Source organism: Pseudarthrobacter cellobiosi, from assembly GCF_023913755.1.
GTDB lineage: Bacteria > Actinomycetota > Actinomycetes > Actinomycetales > Micrococcaceae > Arthrobacter > Arthrobacter cellobiosi.
On sequence record NZ_JAMXBJ010000038.1, the window covers coordinates 1 to 20572 of the forward strand.

The 20572-nt window shown below is 65.7% G+C and carries 14 protein-coding genes and 1 tRNA gene; 10 read left to right on the forward strand and 5 right to left on the reverse strand.

Annotation, left to right across the window (positions count from 1 at the left end; genetic code table 11):
* Positions 1 to 174: 174 nt before the first annotated feature.
* Positions 175 to 819, reverse strand: a complete 645-nt coding sequence (locus NG696_RS06530) for a TetR/AcrR family transcriptional regulator (protein ID WP_252574859.1) — start codon at positions 817 to 819, stop codon at positions 175 to 177.
* A gap of 148 nt (positions 820 to 967) precedes the next feature.
* Here NG696_RS06530 and NG696_RS06535 point away from each other — a divergent pair.
* The 9 genes from NG696_RS06535 to sufU all read left to right on the forward strand — a co-directional run bounded on the left by NG696_RS06535 (position 968) and on the right by sufU (position 12944).
* A tRNA-Gln gene (locus NG696_RS06535) sits at positions 968 to 1039 on the forward strand.
* A 110-nt stretch (positions 1040 to 1149) separates the two neighbouring features.
* Positions 1150 to 2631, forward strand: coding sequence for a bifunctional UDP-N-acetylglucosamine diphosphorylase/glucosamine-1-phosphate N-acetyltransferase GlmU (gene glmU / locus NG696_RS06540; protein WP_252566315.1), 1482 nt, complete (start codon positions 1150 to 1152; stop codon positions 2629 to 2631).
* Positions 2631 to 3611: a ribose-phosphate diphosphokinase gene (locus tag NG696_RS06545; RefSeq protein WP_252574862.1), complete on the forward strand. Its 981-nt coding sequence runs from the start codon at positions 2631 to 2633 to the stop codon at positions 3609 to 3611. The genes glmU and NG696_RS06545 overlap by 1 nt, the downstream gene beginning before the upstream one ends.
* Positions 3612 to 3893: 282 nt before the next feature.
* The gene (locus NG696_RS06550; RefSeq protein ID WP_058929619.1) at positions 3894 to 4484 is read left to right on the forward strand and encodes a 50S ribosomal protein L25/general stress protein Ctc; all 591 of its coding nucleotides are present in this window, start codon (positions 3894 to 3896) and stop codon (positions 4482 to 4484) included.
* A gap of 79 nt (positions 4485 to 4563) precedes the next feature.
* Complete coding sequence (gene pth / locus NG696_RS06555) at positions 4564 to 5160, forward strand: aminoacyl-tRNA hydrolase (RefSeq protein ID WP_252566312.1); 597 nt, start codon at positions 4564 to 4566, stop codon at positions 5158 to 5160.
* A gap of 112 nt (positions 5161 to 5272) precedes the next feature.
* Positions 5273 to 8011, forward strand: a complete 2739-nt coding sequence (locus NG696_RS06560; protein WP_252566309.1) for a LuxR family transcriptional regulator — start codon at positions 5273 to 5275, stop codon at positions 8009 to 8011.
* A 34-nt stretch (positions 8012 to 8045) separates the two neighbouring features.
* Positions 8046 to 10718, forward strand: coding sequence for a helix-turn-helix transcriptional regulator (locus NG696_RS06565; RefSeq protein ID WP_374211188.1), 2673 nt, complete (start codon positions 8046 to 8048; stop codon positions 10716 to 10718).
* 426 nt (positions 10719 to 11144) lie between these two features.
* Positions 11145 to 12470, forward strand: coding sequence for a SufS family cysteine desulfurase (locus tag NG696_RS06570; RefSeq protein ID WP_252566306.1), 1326 nt, complete (start codon positions 11145 to 11147; stop codon positions 12468 to 12470).
* Positions 12471 to 12494: 24 nt separating this feature from the next.
* Complete coding sequence (gene sufU, locus NG696_RS06575) at positions 12495 to 12944, forward strand: Fe-S cluster assembly sulfur transfer protein SufU (RefSeq protein ID WP_252566303.1); 450 nt, start codon at positions 12495 to 12497, stop codon at positions 12942 to 12944.
* A gap of 44 nt (positions 12945 to 12988) precedes the next feature.
* Here sufU and nhaA read toward each other — a convergent pair whose 3' ends face one another.
* The 4 genes from nhaA to NG696_RS06595 form a co-directional block, all read right to left on the reverse strand.
* A complete protein-coding gene (gene nhaA, locus NG696_RS06580) occupies positions 12989 to 14302 on the reverse strand; it encodes a Na+/H+ antiporter NhaA (RefSeq protein ID WP_252566301.1) in 1314 nt (437 codons plus the stop codon).
* A gap of 71 nt (positions 14303 to 14373) precedes the next feature.
* Positions 14374 to 14595: an SCO4848 family membrane protein gene (locus NG696_RS06585; RefSeq protein WP_252566298.1), complete on the reverse strand. Its 222-nt coding sequence runs from the start codon at positions 14593 to 14595 to the stop codon at positions 14374 to 14376.
* A 4-nt stretch (positions 14596 to 14599) separates the two neighbouring features.
* Positions 14600 to 15097: a DUF2505 domain-containing protein gene (locus NG696_RS06590; RefSeq protein ID WP_056348089.1), complete on the reverse strand. Its 498-nt coding sequence runs from the start codon at positions 15095 to 15097 to the stop codon at positions 14600 to 14602.
* 48 nt (positions 15098 to 15145) lie between these two features.
* Positions 15146 to 16699 carry an SDR family oxidoreductase gene (locus tag NG696_RS06595; protein WP_252566295.1) on the reverse strand — a complete coding sequence of 518 codons (1554 nt, stop codon included), beginning with the start codon at positions 16697 to 16699 and terminating at the stop codon, positions 15146 to 15148.
* 179 nt (positions 16700 to 16878) lie between these two features.
* Between NG696_RS06595 and mfd the strand changes: the two genes are divergently transcribed.
* A complete protein-coding gene (mfd, locus tag NG696_RS06600; RefSeq protein WP_252574864.1) occupies positions 16879 to 20571 on the forward strand; it encodes a transcription-repair coupling factor in 3693 nt (1230 codons plus the stop codon).
* Position 20572 lies beyond the last annotated feature (1 nt).

Below are 20572 nucleotides of genomic sequence, written 5' to 3' on the forward strand. Positions count from 1 at the left end.
AGCGAGGCCCGGCACCCCAGCACGCCCTTCGCCCGCACAACGAGCCGAAACCGAATTCAGCTCATCCGCCCAGGCGGATCGGTGGATCGAGGCTAAGCGACGGCGAAGGGCTCCTGCGCCGCGTAGGTGACCACGAGCGCACGCAACCCCGGGACACTTCGCTCGCGCAGGGGCTTAAGTGTCCGTTCGCGCTGAATCTTCGGTGCGGAGCTCGGGGTCTTTTTGGAGGCCTGTGAGGCCGTTCCAGGCGAGGTTGACCAGGTGCGCGGCTACGGTGTGTTTGTCGGGCTGGCGGCTGTCCTGCCACCATTGGCCGGTCATTGCCACCATGCCCACGAGCATCTGCGCGTACATGGCGCCGTCCTGGGCGCTGAAGCCGCGGCGGTGGAATTCGTCGGACAGGATGTGTTCCACGCGGGCGGTGACCTGGGACAGCAGGGTGGAGAAGGCGCCTTCGGGCTGCGACGGCGGGGCGTCCCGCATCAGGATCCGGAAGCCCTCCGCGCGGTCCTCGATGTAGGTGAGGAGGGCCAGGGCGGCGCGTTCCACCAGGACCCGTGGTTTGCCTTCTTCGGTCAGGGCAGCGGTGATCGAGTCCAGCAGGATGTGGAACTCGAAGTCCACCACCTGCGTGTAGAGGTCCTCTTTGGAGCCGAAATGTTCGTAGATCACGGGCTTGGAAACACCGGCACAGGCCGCAATTTCCTCAATGGTGGTCCCGTCGAGCCCGCGCGCGGCAAAAAGGCCACGGCCGACGTCGATCAGCTGGCTGCGCCGCTGTACGCCTGTCATCCGTGTCCGGGGTGGGTTATTGCTCACATTTCCATCATGCCCTAGCACGCTGAAACAGTTGGAACCCGTGGTGGGACAGAGGCCTGGCTGCCGTGATTCCCGCCAATGTCGCGGGCTGCCCTGAAGCCATGGCAAAATAAATACTTGTGCCTTGGCCTTTGCGCCTGTGGCATGGTCCGCCCTGGTGTAATGGCAGCACCCCGGCCTTTGGAGCCGTGGAGTATAGGTTCGAATCCTATGGGCGGAACAGCTGTGCGAAGACCGTCCAGTAGGATGAACTCGGTGCCCCGCCGTGGATTTTGGCCGGACAGGCACCGCGCCCAGCGCAACGCGCAACCAAGCAAGGAGAACCCGTACGTGATCCCCGAGACTACCGGCCCAGCCGCCGTCATTGTTCTGGCAGCAGGCGCCGGTACCCGGATGAAATCCCGTACGCCGAAGATCCTGCACGAAATCGGCGGCCGGTCCATGGTGGGCCACGCCCTGCTGGCAGCCCGCAGCATTAACCCCGGACGGCTGGCCCTGGTGGTCCGACACGAGCGGGATCTGGTTGCCCGCCACCTGAAGGAGCTAGACCCCGAAGCCCTGATCGTGGACCAGGACGACGTCCCCGGCACCGGCCGCGCCGTTGAGGTGGCAGTGCAGGCACTGGACGCCCAGGAAAAACTCGCAGGCACCGTAGTAGTTACTTACGGCGATGTTCCGCTCCTGACCGGCAGCCTGTTGGCGGACCTGGTGGCCACACATGAGCGGGAGGCCAATGCCGTCACCGTGCTCACCGCGCTGCTGGATGATGCCACGGGCTACGGACGCATTCTCCGAGGTGATGACAGCTCCGTGACCGGCATCCGCGAGCACAAGGATGCAACGGAAACCGAACGCCTGATCCGCGAGGTCAATTCCGGGATCTACGCCTTCGACGCCGATGTTCTCCGTGACGCGCTGGTCCACATCACCACCGACAATTCGCAGGGTGAAAAGTACCTCACCGACGTGCTGGGCCTCGCGCGGCAGTCGGGCGGCCGGGTTGCCGCCGTGGTCACCGAAGACCGCTGGCAGGTGGAGGGCGCCAATGACCGTGTGCAGCTCTCCGCCCTCGGCGCGGAACTGAACCGCCGCACCGTTGAAGCCTGGATGCGCGCCGGCGTCACAGTGGTTGACCCCGCCACCACCTGGATCGATTCCGCCGTCGCCCTGGACGAGGACGTCCGCATCCTGCCGAACACGCAGCTGCACGGCGCCACCACCGTGGCGAGGGACGCCGTCGTCGGCCCCGACACCACCCTGACCGATGTCAGCATCGGCGAGCGCACCAAGGTGACCCGCACCCACGGTTCCGGTGCCGTGATCGGCGCGGACGCCGCCGTCGGCCCCTTCACGTACCTGCGTCCCGGCACAGTGCTCGGCGACACCGGCAAGATCGGTGCGTTCTACGAAACCAAAAACGTCACGATTGGCCGCGGCTCCAAACTTTCCCACCTCGGCTACGCCGGCGACGCCGAAATCGGCGAGGACACTAACATTGGCTGCGGCAACATCACGGCCAATTACGACGGCGAGAAGAAGCACCGCACGGTGATCGGCTCGGGCGTCCGCACAGGTTCCAACACGGTCTTTGTTGCACCGGTCACCGTGGGGGACGGTGCCTACAGCGGCGCCGGCGCGGTGATCCGCAAGGACGTCCCGGCAGGGGCGCTCGTCCTGTCCGTTGCAGCGCAGCGCAACGCCGAGGGCTGGGTTGTGGCCAACCGCCCCGGCTCACGCTCGGCGGAACTGGCGCAGGCGGCCACCTCAGATTCCTCACATACCCCAGCATCGACAGAAGAGGACCAGCGATAATGAGCGAAATTACGGCACGCGGCGAGAAGAAGCTGGTGCTTGCCGCTGGGCGGGCGCACCCCGAACTGGCGCGGGAAATCGCCAAGGAACTGGGTACCGAGCTGCTGCCCGTTGATGCCTACGACTTCGCCAACGGGGAGATTTACGTCCGCGCCGGCGAAAGCGTCCGGGGAACCGACGCGTTCGTCATCCAGGCCCACCCGGCTCCGTTGAACAACCACCTCATGGAACAGCTGATCATGATCGATTCGCTGAAGCGGGCTTCCGCCAAGCGCATTACCGTGGTGTCCCCGTTCTACCCGTATGCGCGGCAGGACAAAAAGGGCCGCGGCCGCGAGCCTATTTCCGCCCGCCTGGTGGCGGACCTGTACAAGACCGCCGGCGCTGACCGCATCATGAGCGTTGACCTGCACACCTCGCAGATCCAGGGCTTCTTCGACGGGCCTGTGGACCACCTCATGGCCATCCCGCTCCTGGCCGATTACATCCGCACGCGTGTCGCCGCCGACAACGTCACCGTGGTGTCGCCGGACACCGGCCGGGTGCGCGTCGCGGAGCAGTGGGCCGAACGCCTGGGCGGAGCGCCGCTGGCGTTTGTCCACAAGAGCCGTGACCTCACCGTTCCCAACCAGGCCGTCTCCAAGACCGTTGTGGGCCAGATTGAGGGCCGGACCTGCGTCCTGATCGACGACATGATCGACACCGGCGGCACCATTTCCGGTGCAGTCCGGGTCCTGAAGAACGCCGGGGCCAAAGACGTCATCATCGCCGCGACGCACGCTGTCTTCTCCGAGCCGGCGGCACAGCGGCTGTCCGAGTCCGGCGCCCGCGAAGTGGTGGTCACCAATACGTTGCCCCTCACTGCGAATCAGCAGTTCCCGCAGTTGACGGTGCTGTCCATCGCACCGCTGATCGCCCGGGCCATCCGCGAAGTGTTCGACGACGGTTCGGTCACCAGCCTGTTCGACGGCAACGCTTGAATCTCCAAGCTTTTGGTGGTTGAGCCCGTCGAAACCCGACAGGCTCAACCACCGCAATCAGGCTCAATCACCGCCGTTTTCTGTAATTGGGTCCGGCGCTGGTAAGCTTTTTCACGATACCTTGGCGAGGGAGAGCATCCGGGAAACCGGTCTGCAGGTCTCCGTTATCGACTGGGTCTGAATCTCCCTTCTGGAAGGGCCGCCTCACGGCCGCCCGGCGTTGAAGGTCGTAACAGACCTCCGCCCTTGCTGAACACCTTTTAGTCTTCCGAGGAGATACACATGTCTGAGCAGAAGCTCGCAGCAGAAGTACGCACCGAATTCGGCAAGGGCTTCGCCCGCCGTGCGCGCATGGCCAACCTGATCCCCGCCGTCATCTACGGCCACGGCGCCGAGCCGATCCACATCACGCTTCCGGCCAAGGCCACCACGCTGGCAGTCCGCAAAGCCAACGCCCTCCTGTCCCTGGACGTCAACGGCGAAGAGCACCTGGCCCTGGTCAAGGACGTCCAGCGCGACCCCATCAAGCAGATCATCGAGCACATCGACCTGCTGACCGTCATCAAGGGCGAGAAAGTCACCGTGGACATCCCGGTTCACATCGTTGGCGAACTGGCTCCGGGCAGCGTCTTCAACCAGGAACTCACCGTCATCTCCCTTGAGGCCGAGGCAACCCACCTGCCCACCGCCATCGAGGTCGACATTGAAGGCCGCTCCGCCGGACAGCACATCCACGCTTCCGACCTGGTCCTGCCGAAGGGTTCGGTCCTGCTGGCCGACGCCGACGCACTGGTTGTCCACATCTCCGAGGCCACTGAGGTCTCTGAGGAAGAGGCACAGGCTGACTCCGCAGCCGCAGTCGCAGGCGAGTAATAACGGCACCGCTTTATTTGTGGCCGGGCCCTGTCGGGGTCCGGCCACAGCCATGTCCGGACCACCTTAGGATTGAATAATGACTGACACCTGGCTGATCGTTGGCCTCGGAAACCCCGGGGCCGAATACAAGGGCAACCGGCACAATGTCGGCCAGATGGTCCTGGACGAACTCGCGGGCCGGATGGGCGGCAAGTTCAAAACCCACAAGGCACGCGCCCAGGTGCTCGAAGGACGGCTGGGGATCGGCGGTCCCCGGGTGGTGCTGTCCAAGCCGATGAGCTATATGAACGTTTCCGGCGGCCCGGTGGCCGGCCTGGCAAATTTTTACGGCATTGATCCTGACCATGTTGTCGCGGTGCACGATGAGATTGATATTCCGTTCAACACCATAAAGCTGAAATGCGGCGGCGGTGAGGGCGGCCACAACGGCCTCAGGGACATGTCCAAGGCGCTGGCCACCAAGGATTACCTGCGGGTACGGGTGGGCGTGGGCCGCCCTCCAGGGCGGATGGACACTGCAGACTATGTCCTGCGCGATTTTGGCACTGCAGAGCGCAAGGACCTTCCGTTCCTGCTCGATGAGGCGGCTGATGCGGTGGAGATGCTGGTCAGGGAAGGACTGACTGCGGCCCAGCAGAAGTTCCATCCGGCTAGGTCAGACGTTCAGCAATAAAACTTAAAACCGCCTGTCCCTGTTTACCTGCGTGTGCCAAGGGGTAGTCTTCTTCCTAAGCGGGGGAGCGATGGGGCTTATCCCGCTTTAGTGGGATGTAGGGGACAAGTTCATGTCAATCGAGCCACTCAGCTGGGGACGTGGGTCACCGCTCAACGACCTTGAGCTGCGCACCGACACTGCTGGCGTATCAGAGCCGCAGCGATGGTCCGTGCCCGCGCGGAGCGCCAACCTCGAGGCGGTCCGTATCGCCCTGACCAGCCTCGACTCCCTGGGAGTCGTCATCACCGGCGGACGCGGTGTAGGTAAATCATCCTTGGCCAGGACAGCCGTCGCCGAGCTTGGCCCGGATATCTGGACGTTGCAGCTGCGCAGCGGACCGTCGTCCGGCACAACACCCTACGGTTGCCTGGCTTTCCTGCTGGCGCGTCTTCCCCAGGCGTACATGGGGTCGCCCACAGCCATCCTCCGTGGCATTACGTCCCTCATCAAAAGCGATGCCGCGGGGCGCCAGTGTGTCATCACCCTGGACACCGCCGGCAGCTTTGATGATATGAGCGCTGGCGTCCTGCTCAACATCCTCCTGACCGGGACCGCCCGCATGGTGGCCGTGGCACCCATGGTTAGTGATCTTCCGGCCGACTTCCACTGGCTCCTCAACGACCGCCGGCTCACCGAGGTCAGGCTGGACAACCTCAATGAGCTGCAGACCCGCCAGGTGCTGCTTTCCCTGCTGGGCCACCGCGTTTCGTCCTCCCTGGTCAGCACTTTCCACACCATGGTTGGCGGCAACCCCCTGCTCCTGAAAGCGCTTGTAACCGAGCAGCAGCATTCGGGGAACCTGGTTCTGTCGGACTCCGTCTGGACTCTTCGGGACAAGGTGGTGCTCGACGGCGCGGCCAGCCTCGACGACATCGTCCGGTCCCAGTGGACCCGGAAGTCTCCGGAGGAACGGGATGTCATCGAGATGCTTTCCTGCGCCCGCAGCGTGGAACTGTCAAGGCTGACCACCGTGTACGGTGCCGGTGTGGTGGCGGACATGGAGGATTCGGGCCTGCTGGAGATCGATGCTTCGGACAACCGATGGGTTTCACTGCGTGAAAAGTACCTCGGCGACGTTGTCCGCTCCTGGCTCAGCATCACTCGGCGAAGGGAACTGCGGAGCCTGCTCCTGGGCGGCAAGGAACCTGACCCTGCCACGATGACGGTGGAAGAACTGATGGCGTTCGGCGCCTGGACCCAGGAATGCGAGGCGGAGCTGAGTCCGGCCATGGCGCTGGCCGCTGCCGAGGCCGCAGTGCAGCTCTTTGACCCTCATTTTGCCCTCAAGTATGCCGACACGCTGAAGCGGAATGACCCTCAATGGGTGCCTGCCCAGCGGCAGAAAGCGGCAGCGTACCTGCTCATGGACCTCCCGGTGCAGGCCATGGCAGCACTGGACGATATTTCCCAGCCGCAGCTGGACAACCTGGACGTTGAGGAGTTCGCCCGGGTGGTCGCGGCCAAATCTCGGGTTATGGTCTGGCTCCCCGAACACACCGCCCGGGTGCCGGCGCTGCTGCAGACGGCACGGGAGCGGCTGGACGTGGAGCCAGGAATCGCGAAGGGCTGGCCGGAGCCGCTGGCTGCTGCGGCCAACCGGATCAGCCTCAGCGAATTCGAGTACCAGGCTTTCGTGGGGGACTACGCCTCCGCCTTGCCGGCACTGGAAGCCGCTGCGGACCCCGGGCAGAATCCGGACACCTGGTTCAGGATGAACTCAGCGGTGATCCTCATGAGCGCCCTGTCCATGGCCGGGCGGGAAATGGACGCCCTGAGCCTGATGAGGCAGTTGGGCGGGCAGATCTCGGACGCCGCCGAGATCGTGGGGCTGCGCGAGAGGTTCGCCGGCCGAGCGTACAACGTGCTCCTGATGGCAGGGCAATGGCGCCGGTGCATCGACCTTCTGGATCCGCCTTCCGCGCGCGAGTTCCACCGGCTCCCTTACCGGAGCGCCGCCGCGGAGCTCGCGGCCGGCATCGCTTACGTGTACTCGGGTCGCGGCGCCGTTGCCCTTGATTCGCTGCTCTCGGCCGCTGCCCAGCTGGAACTGCGGCCCGTCCAGAGCATGCTCCGCGCCGCCTACGCCGCCATCGCCTTCGCGTATGCGCAGATCGGCAATGCCGGGCAGTCCCGGAAGTATCTTGACAGGCTGCAGCGGACGGCAGGTGCCGCTGATCATGCCACCCGGAGCCGCACCGAATTCTGCGCTGATATGGCCGCCCGATGGCTGGGGGACAATGACGCGGCCACCCGTCTCAAGCAGTCAGCTCGCCGTGACATCGCAGCAGGCAGGTTCACCCTGGCCGGGATCAGCCTGCTCGGAGCCACGGTCAACGGCACGGAAGCGGACTTCCGGCTGATGGAACAAGTGGCCGGGCATCGCCAGGGCCCCTTGGCGGAAATTTCGCGGCTGATCGCCGTGGGCAGCCGCACCCGCGACGCCAAAACGTTGCTTGCCGGCGGGGAACTGGCGGCCACCCTGGAACTGGATGCCGTTGAGGCCCGGTGCATGGCGCTGGCCGTTGACTACGCCCGGCAGGCCGGTGACTCGGTCTCCGCCAGGACTGCACAGGCCCGGCTGGACATCCTCGCAGCCACCGTGGCAAGCCTGCCGATCGTGCCGAGCAGCGGCAGCCCGCTGCTGACCGCCAGGGAGCGGCAGATCGCGCGGCTGGCCGGCCGGGGCGCGTCCAACCGTGACATTGCTGTGGAGATGGGCGTGTCCGTGCGCACTGTGGAAGGCCACCTTTACCAGGTTTTTACCAAGCTCGGAGTGACGTCCAGGGGTGATCTGACTGGACTCGTCTAACGGCCACGCTGCCAAACCGGGAACGCCATATCGACTGCTCACTGGCCGGCGTGAACCGCTGGACCGGATCTGCAACATCATTCGCAGCCGCACGAGCCAGGCCGTGTTCCTCATGGCGGGCCCGGGCATCGGGAAGTCAACTCTGACCGAGGCCATCACCGAGCGGCTTTCCCAGGAGATGATCATTGTTCAGATCCATGGAAGTTCGTCGCTGTCCGGCGTTCCCTTTGGAGTTTTGGCGCCCTACACGGCGGAGCTGACGGCCGAAGACTCCGTGTCTCCGGTGGCTGTGCTGCGGTCCGTGTGGAGGTACTTTGAGAAGCTGAAAGCCGGCAAGGATACCCCGTTGCTTCTGGTGATGGATGACGCCCATCACCTGGACGAGGCAACGGCCAGCATCGTGGCCGACATGATCTCCGCCGGCTGGGCCACCGTGCTTGCTGCCGGCAGGCCGCGGCCCGGGCTGCCCCAGCCGCTCGCGCAACTCTGGTATGACGGCCTGGCTGACCGTGTGGATCTCCGTCCCATGAACCGGGAGCAGATCGAGGAAGTCCTCTCTCACGCACTTGATGGTACAGTCCCGTCCGGAACCATCGACACTATCTGGAGCACGTCAGGCGGAAATCCGCGGATTCTTGACGCCTTGCTGCACGATGCCGCAGAGCGGGGCGAACTCGCAAAGCGGAACGGGATCTGGATGCTGCTGGGCCCCTTGCCTGCCGACGGACCCAGGCTCACCGAGGTGGTGGTGAAGGACATGCTCCGGCGCAGCCCGGAAGAGCAGGAAGTACTGAAACTTGTCGCCCTCGCCGGGCCCGTGAGCCGGAAGGTGATCGAGGACATTTTTGGCGCCGAAGTGGTGCGCACGCTGCTGGACCAGCAGATGATGGTGGAAAGTTCCGGCGTCCCAGCCGATCTCCGGATCTGGAACTCCGTGTTCGGTGAGGCGCTCCGCACCAGTATCTCGGTGTCCCGGAGCCTGCAGCTGCTTGAAAAGATCCGGGATCAGCTGGGAACCGCTCCCGAAGGGTCAGAAGGCAGCATGAGGGCCGTGGAATGGGCCCTCGAATGTGGATTGAAAATATCCGATCCCGAATTGCTTGAAGCGGCCGGCACCGCCTTGGTCCACTCCCGGAACCGGAGCAGCCGGACGATGGCGGCGAAGGTCGCGGACCCGGACCTCGTGCCGCAAGCACAGGCTGTCCAGGCACGGGCCTTGTTCAATGAAGGCGACTTTGTGGGTGCGGCCAAGCTCCTGGACGGATGCTGGCTGCAGCTGGGGAACGGCGCCTGGGCTGTTCCGGTCCTGATGCTCAGGGCCATGGCCCACCAGGCACTGGGAACGCCGCTGTCAGTATTCGCAGCCGATTCCCGCGAAGCGCTTCAGCGTTCAGGCGCCATGACGGCTTGCCCGGATGCTGTGCCGCCGAATTCCCAAGCGACAGCCGGTGCGACGGCCGGGCCCTGGCAGGAGCGCTTATTCCGTCTTTTGGAACTTTGCGAGGCAGGCAACCACCAGGCCTTGGAGGCCGAGGTCCAGGAACTTCGGAGCAGCCGCGCCGGCGATGCCACGGACGACGCCCTGCGTGCTGTGGGCCTGGCGCTGCTGGCCCATTCGCTCGCCTCGGCCGGACGTGCCGTCCAGGGGCTGGATACCGCATTGCTGGCAGTCTCGGAACTTCCCTCCCTGCAGGGTGGCGTGTTCTTCTTCAATGAATTTGTCCTTGGCCGCCTGGTGGCAGATTACCTGGCCATGGGGGAGTGGGACTTGGCGGAAGGGGAGTTGGCGAACTATGCTGCCGGACAGCCGCGGGGTGTCGCATATTTCGGCGGCAGCCTCGAGGTGCTCCGTGGCTACTCGCTGCTGCGGCAGGGGCGGATGGAACGCGCCTACCAAACGCTGTTGCCGGCGGTGGAGACCTTGAGGCTCAACGATCCGCTGCAGATGTTCCGGTTTGGTTCCGGGCTGGCGTTTTATGTAGCGGCGAGACTCGGTGACGCCGCCCAGGCCGGCCGGCTTGAGCTGGATTACAAGGATTCACCGCAGGGCTCCACCGGCTACGGACTCCTTGCAAAGGCGTACGCCGCAGCAGCATCCGAGTATGTGGCGCATGACGGAAAAGGCTTGGCGTCCCTCCACACACTGGCCACCACGCCCGAGGTGACCACCCGGGCCGGGACACTCCTGGAACTCTTGGCTCTCTGCTGGGACCTGGGCGATCATTCCGTGATCCCTTTGGTCCACTCACTGGCGGGGAGCGTTGAAGGCCGCTGGGCCGCGGCAATGTTCACCTTGGCGGGGCATTGGGAGTCCGCGGACGCAGATTCCATCATGGAAACGGCAGCCATGCTTGAAGGCGCGGGATTCGTGAACCTTGCGCGGGAAGCCTACGCGCGGTCGAGCACCGTCCTGGAGAGCTCCGGCGAGCGTCGGCGGGCCCGTCAGGCGGTGGCCCTGCGGGAGAAGTGTGACCACGAACTGGGCGAGCGGTTCCGGGAAGGCCACTTCATCGCCGCAGCACCCAGCGTGCACCTCACCCGCCGGGAACAGGACATCGTAGAGCTCGCTGTGCAAGGTCTCACCGACCGGGAGATCGCACAAAGGCTCATGGTGTCCGTGCGTACTGTGGAGGGCCACCTTTACCGGACGTACGTCAAACTCGGCGTGCGGAGCCGCGACGAACTGGCTTCAGCCCTTCCGCACTAGGCCTGCCTGCGGACGCCATGCGTCCGGGACCCTGCGTACGGACGCCATGCGTCCGGGACCCTGCGTACGGACGTCCGGAAACGCGTAGCCCTGGCCCAAAAAAGTAGAGTACTGCCTACTCGTGTGCTGAGCTTCAGCATGCGATTGACTTAGTGCGGCAGGAAAACACGGAGCCAAAACCGCGGTCCGGCCAACGGACTTTCAGGCCTCTTTTTGAAGCAAATTTCCGGCCCCTGGGGCTGGATCGAAGCGGGGCCGGCGACGTCAGAGTCTTCTGAGACCGAGACTCTCCCCCCAGCCGTCGCCGGCCCTCACCTCCGCGGGCTGAAGCCCGGAGCTGCTGTGGCGGTTGCCCATCGGGCCGCCGCCACAGTGGTGTTGTGGGACAATTGAGTGTCAATCCATTGGCATCTCAAGGAGTTAGCTTTGGCCCTAGTATCAACGCCTGCCACGCTGGAACGCGCAGTGCCCGCCATGGATAACGCCGAAGTCCTCAGGATTCGAAACGACTTCCCCGTCCTTGGCCAGCTGGTGAACGGCCAGCCCCTGGTGTACCTCGATTCGGGCGCCACCTCGCAAAACCCGCTGAGTGTCATCGAAGCTGAGCAGGAGTTTTACGAACAGCGCAACGCTGCGGTGCACCGCGGTGCCCACTATCTTGCCGTGGAAGCCACAGAGGTTTTCGAAGATGCCCGCCAGACCATAGCGGACTTCATCGGTGCCGATTACGCGGAAACGGTGTGGACCTCCAACGCCACCGAAGGCCTGAACCTGGTCAGCTACGCACTGTCCAACGCCGCGCTGTGGGCCGCGCAGGGGCGCGGTGACGCCCGGCTCAAAGACCTCGCAGTGGGCCCGGGTGACCAGATCGTGGTAACCGAAATGGAGCACCACGCCAACCTCATCCCTTGGCAGGAACTGGCGTTCCGCACCGGCGCCACGTTGCGCTATATCCCCATCGACGACGCCGGTGCCCTGCGGCTGGATATTGCGGCCGAGATCCTGGGAAGCAAAACTAAGGTTCTGGCGTTCACCCACGCCTCCAACGTGTTGGGCACAATTAATCCCGTACAGGAACTGGTTGCGCTGGGGCGGCAGGCCGGAGCCCTCGTGGTCCTGGACGCCTGCCAGTCAGCACCGCACCTGCCGTTGAACGTCAAGGAGCTTGACGTCGACTTCGCCGTGTTCTCCGGCCACAAGATGCTGGCGCCTACCGGAATCGGGGTCCTCTACGGCAAGCAGGACCTCCTGGACGTGCTTCCGCCGTTCCTCACGGGCGGTTCCATGATCACCACGGTGACCATGGAACGGGCCGAGTACCTGCCAGCGCCGCAGCGCTTCGAGGCCGGCACCCAGCGCATCTCGCAGGCCGTTGCCCTGGCCGCCGCAGCCAACTACCTCACGGAAACCGGCCTCGACCGCGTGCACCGCTGGGAAGCGGAGCTCGGTCAGCGGATGGTGGCGGGGCTGGAGTCCATTCCCGGCATCCGCGTGCTGGGGCCCGCCGCCGGACAGGAACGGATCGGCCTTGCCGCATTCCACGTCGACGGTGTGCACGCGCACGACGTCGGGCAATTCCTGGATTCCCGGGGCATCGCCGTCCGCGTGGGTCACCATTGCGCCCAGCCGCTGCACCGCCGCTTGGGCCTGACCGCAACCACCAGGGCAAGCGCCTACTTGTACAACACCACCGACGACGTCGATGCCTTCCTGCAAGCCGTCGCCGGGGTCCGTTCCTACTTCCGCGTCTAGCGCGATCACCGAAGGTACACCACCATGAGCCTTGACCAGCTGTATCAGCAGATCATCCTTGACCATTCCAAAGCCCGTCACGGCAGCGGGCTGGCAGGCATCGCCGCGCCGGCGGGGGCGTCCACGGGCCAGTCCCACCAGCTCAACCCGGTCTGCGGCGACGAAGTGACCCTGCGGGTGGCTGTGGAAGACGGCAAGGTGGCGCAGATCTCCTGGGACGGCGAAGGGTGTTCCATCTCGATGGCATCGGCGTCGGTCCTCAGCGAACTCGCGGAGGGGATGACCGTGGACGAGCTCCACGCCGTCATTGGCAACTTCCGCGAAGTGCTCCGCTCGCGCGGGAAGATCCACGCCGATCCCGAGATCCTGGGCGACGCCGCGGCTTTCGAGGGTGTGGCCCGCTACGCCGCGCGCGTTAAGTGCGCCATGATTTCCTGGGTGGCCGCCGAGGACGCCCTGAACCAGGCAGCCTAGGCCCGCACGGGCCGAAGCCGGGCCGAGGCCGGTCCGCGCCGCTGTCAGCCCCGGTGCTCGAAAACGTCCGGGATGCCGTCGCCGTCAGCATCATGCCGTTCCGCAAGTTCCACTGCGCGGTAATGCCGGTTCCGCAGCCGGAGCACCACGGTGGCGAGCAGGGCGGCAACCAGTGATCCGGTGAGGATGGCCACCTTCGCGTGGTCATCGTAGGCCGAACCCGCACCGAAGCTCAGCTCGGCGATCAGCAGCGACACCGTGAAGCCCACTCCGGCCAAAATCGCAAGGCCGGCAACATCGATCCAGGCCAGGCCGTCGTCGAGCTTTGCCCTGGTGGTCTTAGTGATCAGGTAGGTAGTACCGAACACGCCAATCGTTTTGCCGGCCACCAAGGCAGCCACAATTCCCACCGCCACGGGATCCGCCAGGGCCGACCGAAAGCCGTCGAGGCCGCCCACGGCAACTCCGGCGGAAAAGAAGGCGAAGACCGGGACGGCGAAACCTGCCGAAAGCGGGCGGAGCCGGTGTTCCAGGGACTCAGCCATACCGGAACCCGCCTCACCACGTTTCCGCGACGCCAGTACCGGCACGGCAAAAGCGAGCAGCACACCGGCCACCGTGGCGTGGATACCGGAAGCGTGCACGAGTCCCCAGGTGGCGGCGGCCAGCGGCAGCAACAGGTACCAGCTACGGATCCTCCTCTGGGCCAGCAGGGTAAACAGCCCCAGCGGAACCAGTGCCGCTAACAGGAAGAGCGGCTGCAGTCCGGACGAGTAGAAGAAGGCGATGATGCCGATGGCCAGCAGGTCATCCACTACGGCCAAGGTGAGCAGGAAGGTCCGGAGGGCCGCAGGCAGGTGGGTGTTGATGACGGCCAGCACGGCCAGGGCAAAGGCGATATCGGTGGCTGTGGGAATGGCCCAGCCCCGCAGGCTCTCGGCGTCCTGGCCCAGGTTCACCAGCGTGTAGATCAGGGCCGGAACTGCCACGCCGCCCACGGCCGCGGCCACCGGAACCACCGCCTTGGACACTTTGCGGAGTTCACCGGAGACAAACTCCCGCTTGAGTTCCAGGCCGGCCAGGAAGAAAAAGATGGCCAGGAGGCCGTCCGACGCCCAATGCCCCAGAGAGAGCCGGAGGTGCCAGGGCTCATAGCCGATTTTCAGGTCACGCAGCGCGAAGTAGCCCTCAGCCGCCGGCGAGTTGGCCCAGATGAGGGCCGCGGCTGTGGCCAGCAAAAGGAGGGCACCGCCGGCTGTTTCCAGCCTGAGGATCTCTGAGATCCGCAGGAATTCGGGGTAGCTTGAGCGGCTGAGGACTCTGGCAGCGAAGGCGGGGCGGGATGGGCGCTTGGCCATGGGTGGCTCCTGGAATTAAGGGGTCGGCAAAACTGTTGCCGACCAGACTTCCCGGCGCACCTGTGTCCAGCCTACCGGAGCAGGCCCATAACCCCGATCATGGCAGTGGCAGCTCCCAGCACCAGCGAGATGCTGACCAGCACCACGTGGACGGTGAGGAACTTTGTGGCCTTGCCGGCGGCGTCCCGCGCCCTGGGATCCTTCATCACGCGGCGCAGGAACTGCGGCCAGACCACCAGGGACCAGAGGCCGGCGATGATCAGGACCACGCCCGCCAACAGGGGGAGCTGCATGGCCTTAGTGGCTTTCGAGCCAGGCCTGGGCCTGCTGTGACTGGATGTTCAAGGCCTTGGCCACCATGGGCTCAGCTGCCTCGGCGATCTTGCCGCCCAGGAACGGGACGGAGGAGGTCACGTTGCCTTCGAGTTCAATGCGCGTGCTGCCGCCCTCCGCGACGAGCCGCTGGACCGCGGTCACATCAAGGGGGGCGCCGGCGATCTTCAGCGTGATGTTGCTCTGGCGGGAACCGTCGGCCGCCGGGGCGTCCCAGTTCTCCACCTGCGTCACAGTGAGCTTTTCGCCCACGAACTTACGGGCGATCTCCGGCAGCCGGGTGGTGGGCAGCGTGCGGACCGAGGTGGTGCTGAATACTCCGTCAACGTCTCCGGCCACCTCGAAGGATTCAAGTGTGCCGCCAACGAATTGGCTCGTGTGCCGCTGGAAGTCCTCGTTGATGAAGACGGCAGCGACGCTGTCGACGGCGTGCGGAAGGGTAGTGGTTGCACTCAGTGCCATGGGTCCTCCAGTGATGTGTAGGTCAGAACGCTTTTTGCTCCCCACATCCTACGGGGAGCCCTGCGTGTTGTTGGAACCGGCCTCCGCGCTGTCGGCGCCGGCGATTTTCTGCGCCGCCGTGGTGATGTTCCGTGCCATCGCCGGAAATATGAGGCTGTGGAAGGGCAGCACGGCAAGCCAGTAGAGCTTTCCGCTGAGGCCCTTGGGGAAGAAAATGGCCCGCTGCCGGTAGCGGCTGCCCGTCCCGTCAGGTTCGACGGACAGTTCAAGCCAGGCCCGTCCGGGGGCGCGCATCTCCGCGCGGAGGCGCAACAGTTTTCCGCGCTCGATCCGTTCCACGCGCCACCAGTCCACCACTTCGCCCGAGGCCAGGGTGCCGGGGTGCCTTCGTCCCCGCAGCAGGCCCGCGCCGCCGGTGAGCTTGTCCAGCCAGCCACGTACCCGCCATGCCAGCGGCAGGGAATACCAGCCGTTCCGGCCGCCGATACCTTCGATGATGGTCCACACGTGGGCGGGATCAACATCGCCGTGGAAGGTCCGCTCATCGACGTAGACCGTGTGGCCTGCCCAGTCCGGATCGCTGGGCAACGGATCGGCGTCGGCCCCGGCATTTGACCACGTGGTTTCCACCTGGCCGTCACGCTCCCTGCCCAGGGCGAGGGCAACGGCCCGCCGGTACGGGGTCAGGCCGCCCGCCGGAACCGGGATATGGGCGTCGATGTCGTGCTCGCGGGACACGGCATCGTGCTGCAGCGACTCGACGAGCGGGAGCGACATGGACAGCGGGATGGGCGTGGTCAGGGCCACCCACACGCCGGCGAGCCTCGGGGCGGGAATGGGCAGAGCCAGCACCACCCGGTACGGCAGCCCGGCCTCGGCGGCGTATTCCTTCATCATGCCCGCGTAGCTCAGGACCTGCCGGCAGCCGATGTCGAAGGTGCGGTTGACGGGCCCGTCCAAGGATGCGGCGCCCACAAGGTAGTGCAGCACGTCCCTGACGGCGATCGCCTCGATCTTGTTGCGCACCCAGCTCGGGGCCGGCATCAGCGGAAGCGTTTCGGACAGGTGGCGGATCATTTCGAAGGACGCGGACCCGGAACCGATCACCACCCCGGCCTGGAAGACCACCGAGTCCACCGCGCTGTCCAGGAACACCTTTCCCACGGCTTCCCGGGACCGCATGTGGGTGGACAGTTCCACGTCGGCCGGGTGCAGGCCGCCCAGGTAGACGATCCGGCCTACGCCGGCCGCGGCGGCAGCTGTGGCGGCCGTTTCCGCCATGGCCTTTTCCTTGGACTCGAAGCCGGCGCCGGAAGCCATGGAGTGGACGAGGTAGTAGAGCACGTCGACGCCGGCCAGCGCCTGCTCCAGGGCTCCGCCGTCGTCGAGACTGCTCTCGATGACCTCAACCTTGCCCAGCCACGGCACGCCGGCGATCTTTGCCGGGGTCCTGACCAGGACCCTGACGGTATGCCCGGCTTCCAGCAGTCGGGGGACCAGGCGGCCGCCGATGTAGCCGGTGGCGCCGGTCACCAGGACGGTTCGCGCCGTCCCCGGTGCCACGGTGGTGGGAGTGTCGCTCGGACTATTGCTATCGCTCACTGAAAGCTCCTCAGGCCGGCCAGGCGGAGGCGCGCAATAGGCGCGCTTCCTCAGCAAGCTTAGCAACGGGGTGCCCGGCGGGCCCCGGGGCAGGGGTAGGCTGGGATGACCCGGGATTCGAAGTGAATTTCGGGCTTTCGTGTTGCCTGCGATCCCATGAACCCACAGGAGTTTCCGCCATGAGCCCCACTGGCCCGTCCCATCCTGGCCCGTCCAACGGTGGTCCCTCGCTGACCGGACTGCGCCGTGTCCTGGCAGAAGACCAGACGTTCGCGCGGGTCCAGGCGGAGGCGGCCAGGGGTTTTGACGTGCGGGGCCAGGACTACCAGATCAGCGCGCCGGCCGGACTCCGCGCCGTCCTGCTGGCGGAAATGGCAGACGGCCTGGACGCCGGCTCCGACGAAGGAACTCCCGACGGCGGGCTCCCTCCCGTAGTTCTGGCGGTCACCGCCACGGGACGCGAAGCGGAGGATCTGACAGCGGCCCTGCGCGCTTACCTGCCGGCCGATTCAGTGGCCGAGTTCCCCAGTTGGGAAACCCTGCCGCACGAACGGCTCTCACCCCGCTCCGACACGGTGGGCCGCCGGCTGTCCGTCCTGCGCCGCCTGGCGCACCCGGAAAGTTCGACGGCGGGCCGGCTGCGTGTGGTGGTGGCACCGGTCCGCGCGGTGGTCCAGCCGATCGTCGCCGGGCTGGGTGACCTGGTTCCGGTCACCCTGAAGGTGGGACAGGACATGCCGTTCTCCAGCGTGGTGCGGAGCCTTGCCGATGCCGCCTACGCACGCGTGGACATGGTCACCCGCCGTGGCGAGTTTGCCGTCCGCGGCGGCATCATCGACGTCTTCCCGCCCACCGAGGACCATCCCATCCGTGTGGAGTTCTTCGGCGACGAGGTGGACCAGATGCGCTGGTTCGCGGTGGCCGACCAGCGCTCGCTGTCGGCGCCCGGGGTGCACCACCCCGCCGAGCTCCACGCCCCGCCCTGCCGCGAAATCCTCATCACGCCGTCGGTGATGTCGCGCGCGGCCACCCTGAAGGCGCAGCTGCCCGCGGCCGCGGACATGCTGGAGAAGATCGCCGGCGGCATCGCCGTGGAAGGGATGGAATCCCTGGCCCCGGTGCTGGTGGACGCCATGGTCCCGTTCGTGGAGCAGCTGCCCGCCGGGTCCATCTCGGTGATCATTGAACCGGAAAAGGTCCGCAGGCGCGCACATGATCTTGCGGCCACCAACGAGGAGTTCCTGGAAGCAGCCTGGTCCACGGCCTCGGATGGCGGCACGGCTCCACTGGACCTCAGTTCGCAGGCGTCGGCAGCTTTGCACTCAGCCAGCTTCCGTTCCTTGGCCGAAACCCGGAGCTTCTCGCTGGAGCACGAGGTGTCCTGGTGGTCCATCACGTCGCTGGCCACTGACGAGGAGCTGCTGCCCGAGATTGACGTCCTGAACCTCCGCGCCCGCGAACCGCGCGGGTACCAGGGTGATGTGGCGGAGATGATGGACTTCATCGGCTCCCACGTCCGGGACCAGTGGAGGATCGTGGTGGCCACGGAGGGTCCCGGCCCGGCGCAGCGCCTGGCGGAACTTTTCCACGACGCCGACATCCCCTGCGCCAGGGTGGACACCCTTGAGAAGGAGCCGCAGGCGGGCATCATCGAGGTGACCACTGCCGCCGTCGGACGCGGTTTTGTCCTGGACAGCCTCAAGCTGGGGCTGCTCACCGAAGCGGACCTGTTGGGACGGACCTCCGCGGGCTCCACCAAGGACATGCGGCGCATGCCGTCCAAGCGGCGGAACGCCGTGGACCCGTTGCAGCTGGTCAACGGCGATTCCGTGGTGCACGAACAGCACGGCATTGGCCGCTTCATCGAACTCATCCAGCGCAAGGTGGCCGGCGGCGGAGACGGCGTCCGCGAGTACCTGGTCCTGGAATACGCCCCGTCCAAGCGCGGCGCCCCCGGGGACCGCCTGTTTGTCCCCACCGACCAGCTGGACCAGGTGACCCGCTACGTTGGCGGCGATACCCCTGTGCTCAGCAAAATGGGCGGCTCCGACTGGGCCAGCACCAAGTCCAAGGCACGCAAGGCCGTCAAGGAGATCGCCGGCGAGCTCATCCGGCTGTACTCCGCGCGGATGGCCTCAAGGGGCCATGCCTTCGGGCCGGACACCCCGTGGCAGCGTGAGCTGGAGGAGGCCTTCCCGTACGTGGAGACGCCGGACCAGCTGACTACCATCAATGAGGTCAAGGCGGACATGGAGCGCGAGATCCCCATGGACCGCCTGGTGTCCGGCGACGTGGGCTATGGCAAAACCGAGATCGCCGTCCGGGCCGCGTTCAAGGCGGTCCAGGACGGGAAGCAGGTGGCGATCCTCGTGCCCACCACCCTGCTCGCCCAGCAGCACTTCGAAACGTTCACCGAGCGCTTCTCCGGGTTCCCCCTGCGGGTCAAAGCCCTGTCGCGGTTCCAAGGGACCAAGGAAACCAAAGAGACCGTTGAGGGCGTCAAGAGCGGCTCCGTTGACGTCGTCATCGGCACCCACCGCCTGCTGTCCAAGGACTTCGCGTTCAAGGATCTGGGCCTGGTGATCGTGGACGAGGAGCAGCGCTTCGGTGTGGAGCATAAGGAAGCACTGAAGAAAATGCGGACCAACGTGGACGTGCTGGCCATGAGCGCCACCCCGATTCCGCGGACCCTGGAGATGTCGTTGACCGGCATCCGGGAAACGTCCACGCTGGCCACCCCGCCGGAGGAACGCCACCCCGTCCTCACATACGTGGGCCCGTACACGGACAAGCAGACCTCGGCGGCCATCCGGCGTGAGCTGATGCGCGAAGGCCAGATGTTCTTTGTGCACAACCGGGTGTCCACCATCGACCGGACGGCCGCGAAGATCCGTGAACTGGTTCCGGAAGCACGTGTTGAGGTGGCGCACGGACAGATGTCCGAGAGCCGGCTGGAGCAGATCATCGTGGACTTCTGGGAAAAGCGTTTCGACGTCCTGGTGTGCACCACCATCATCGAAACCGGACTGGACATCTCCAACGCCAACACCCTGATCGTGGACGGGGCCGACAAGTACGGCCTCTCCCAGCTGCACCAGCTCCGCGGCCGGGTGGGCCGCGGCCGTGAACGCGCCTATGCCTACTTCCTGTATCCGTCCGAGAAGCCCCTGGGCGAGGTGGCCCTGGAACGCCTCAAGGCCGTGGCCACCCACAACGAGCTCGGAGCCGGCATGCAGCTGGCCATGAAGGACCTCGAAATCCGCGGCGCCGGCAACCTGCTGGGCGGCGAGCAGTCCGGCCACATCCAGGGCGTGGGCTTCGACCTCTACATCCGCCTGGTAGGTGAGGCGGTGGCCGACTTCCGCGGCGACGCCGAGGAAAAGGCCGCCGAAATGAAGATCGAGCTGCCGGTCAACGCCCACCTCCCGCACGATTATGTGCCGGGGGAGCGGCTGCGGCTGGAGGCCTACCGCAAGCTGGCCTCCGCGTTGACGTACGAGGCCATCGAGGAGGTCCTGGCCGAGCTTGTGGACCGTTACGGTGAGCCGCCGCTGCCGGTCCAGAACCTCATTGCCGTGGCCCGCTTCCGGGTGGGTGCCCGCCAGGCCGGCCTGTCCGACGTCGCGCTTCAGGGGAACTTCATCAAGTTCTCGCCGGCGCAGCTGCCGGAGTCGAAGCTGATGCGGCTGGCCCGGATGTACCCGGGTTCGCAGTCCAAGCCGGCCCTGGACGCGGTGCTGATTCCGAAGCCCAAGACGGCGAGGATCGGCGGCCGCGACCTGCAGGACGCCGAAATCCTGGAATGGGCCAATGGGGTCATCCGCAACATCTTCTCCGACGCACCACTTGCCGCTCCGGCAGTAAGGGGTTAGA

Coding starts and splice junctions, on each gene's coding strand:
- NG696_RS06585 (WP_252566298.1), bottom strand. CDS start 14,595: ATGCAGCTCCCCCTGTTGGCGGGCGTGGTCCTGATCATCGCCGGCCTC.
- mfd (WP_252574864.1), top strand. CDS start 16,879: ATGAGCCCCACTGGCCCGTCCCATCCTGGCCCGTCCAACGGTGGTCCC.
- NG696_RS06590 (WP_056348089.1), bottom strand. CDS start 15,097: ATGGCACTGAGTGCAACCACTACCCTTCCGCACGCCGTCGACAGCGTC.
- NG696_RS06560 (WP_252566309.1), top strand. CDS start 5,273: ATGTCAATCGAGCCACTCAGCTGGGGACGTGGGTCACCGCTCAACGAC.
- pth (WP_252566312.1), top strand. CDS start 4,564: ATGACTGACACCTGGCTGATCGTTGGCCTCGGAAACCCCGGGGCCGAA.
- NG696_RS06550 (WP_058929619.1), top strand. CDS start 3,894: ATGTCTGAGCAGAAGCTCGCAGCAGAAGTACGCACCGAATTCGGCAAG.
- NG696_RS06545 (WP_252574862.1), top strand. CDS start 2,631: ATGAGCGAAATTACGGCACGCGGCGAGAAGAAGCTGGTGCTTGCCGCT.
- nhaA (WP_252566301.1), bottom strand. CDS start 14,302: ATGGCCAAGCGCCCATCCCGCCCCGCCTTCGCTGCCAGAGTCCTCAGC.
- sufU (WP_252566303.1), top strand. CDS start 12,495: ATGAGCCTTGACCAGCTGTATCAGCAGATCATCCTTGACCATTCCAAA.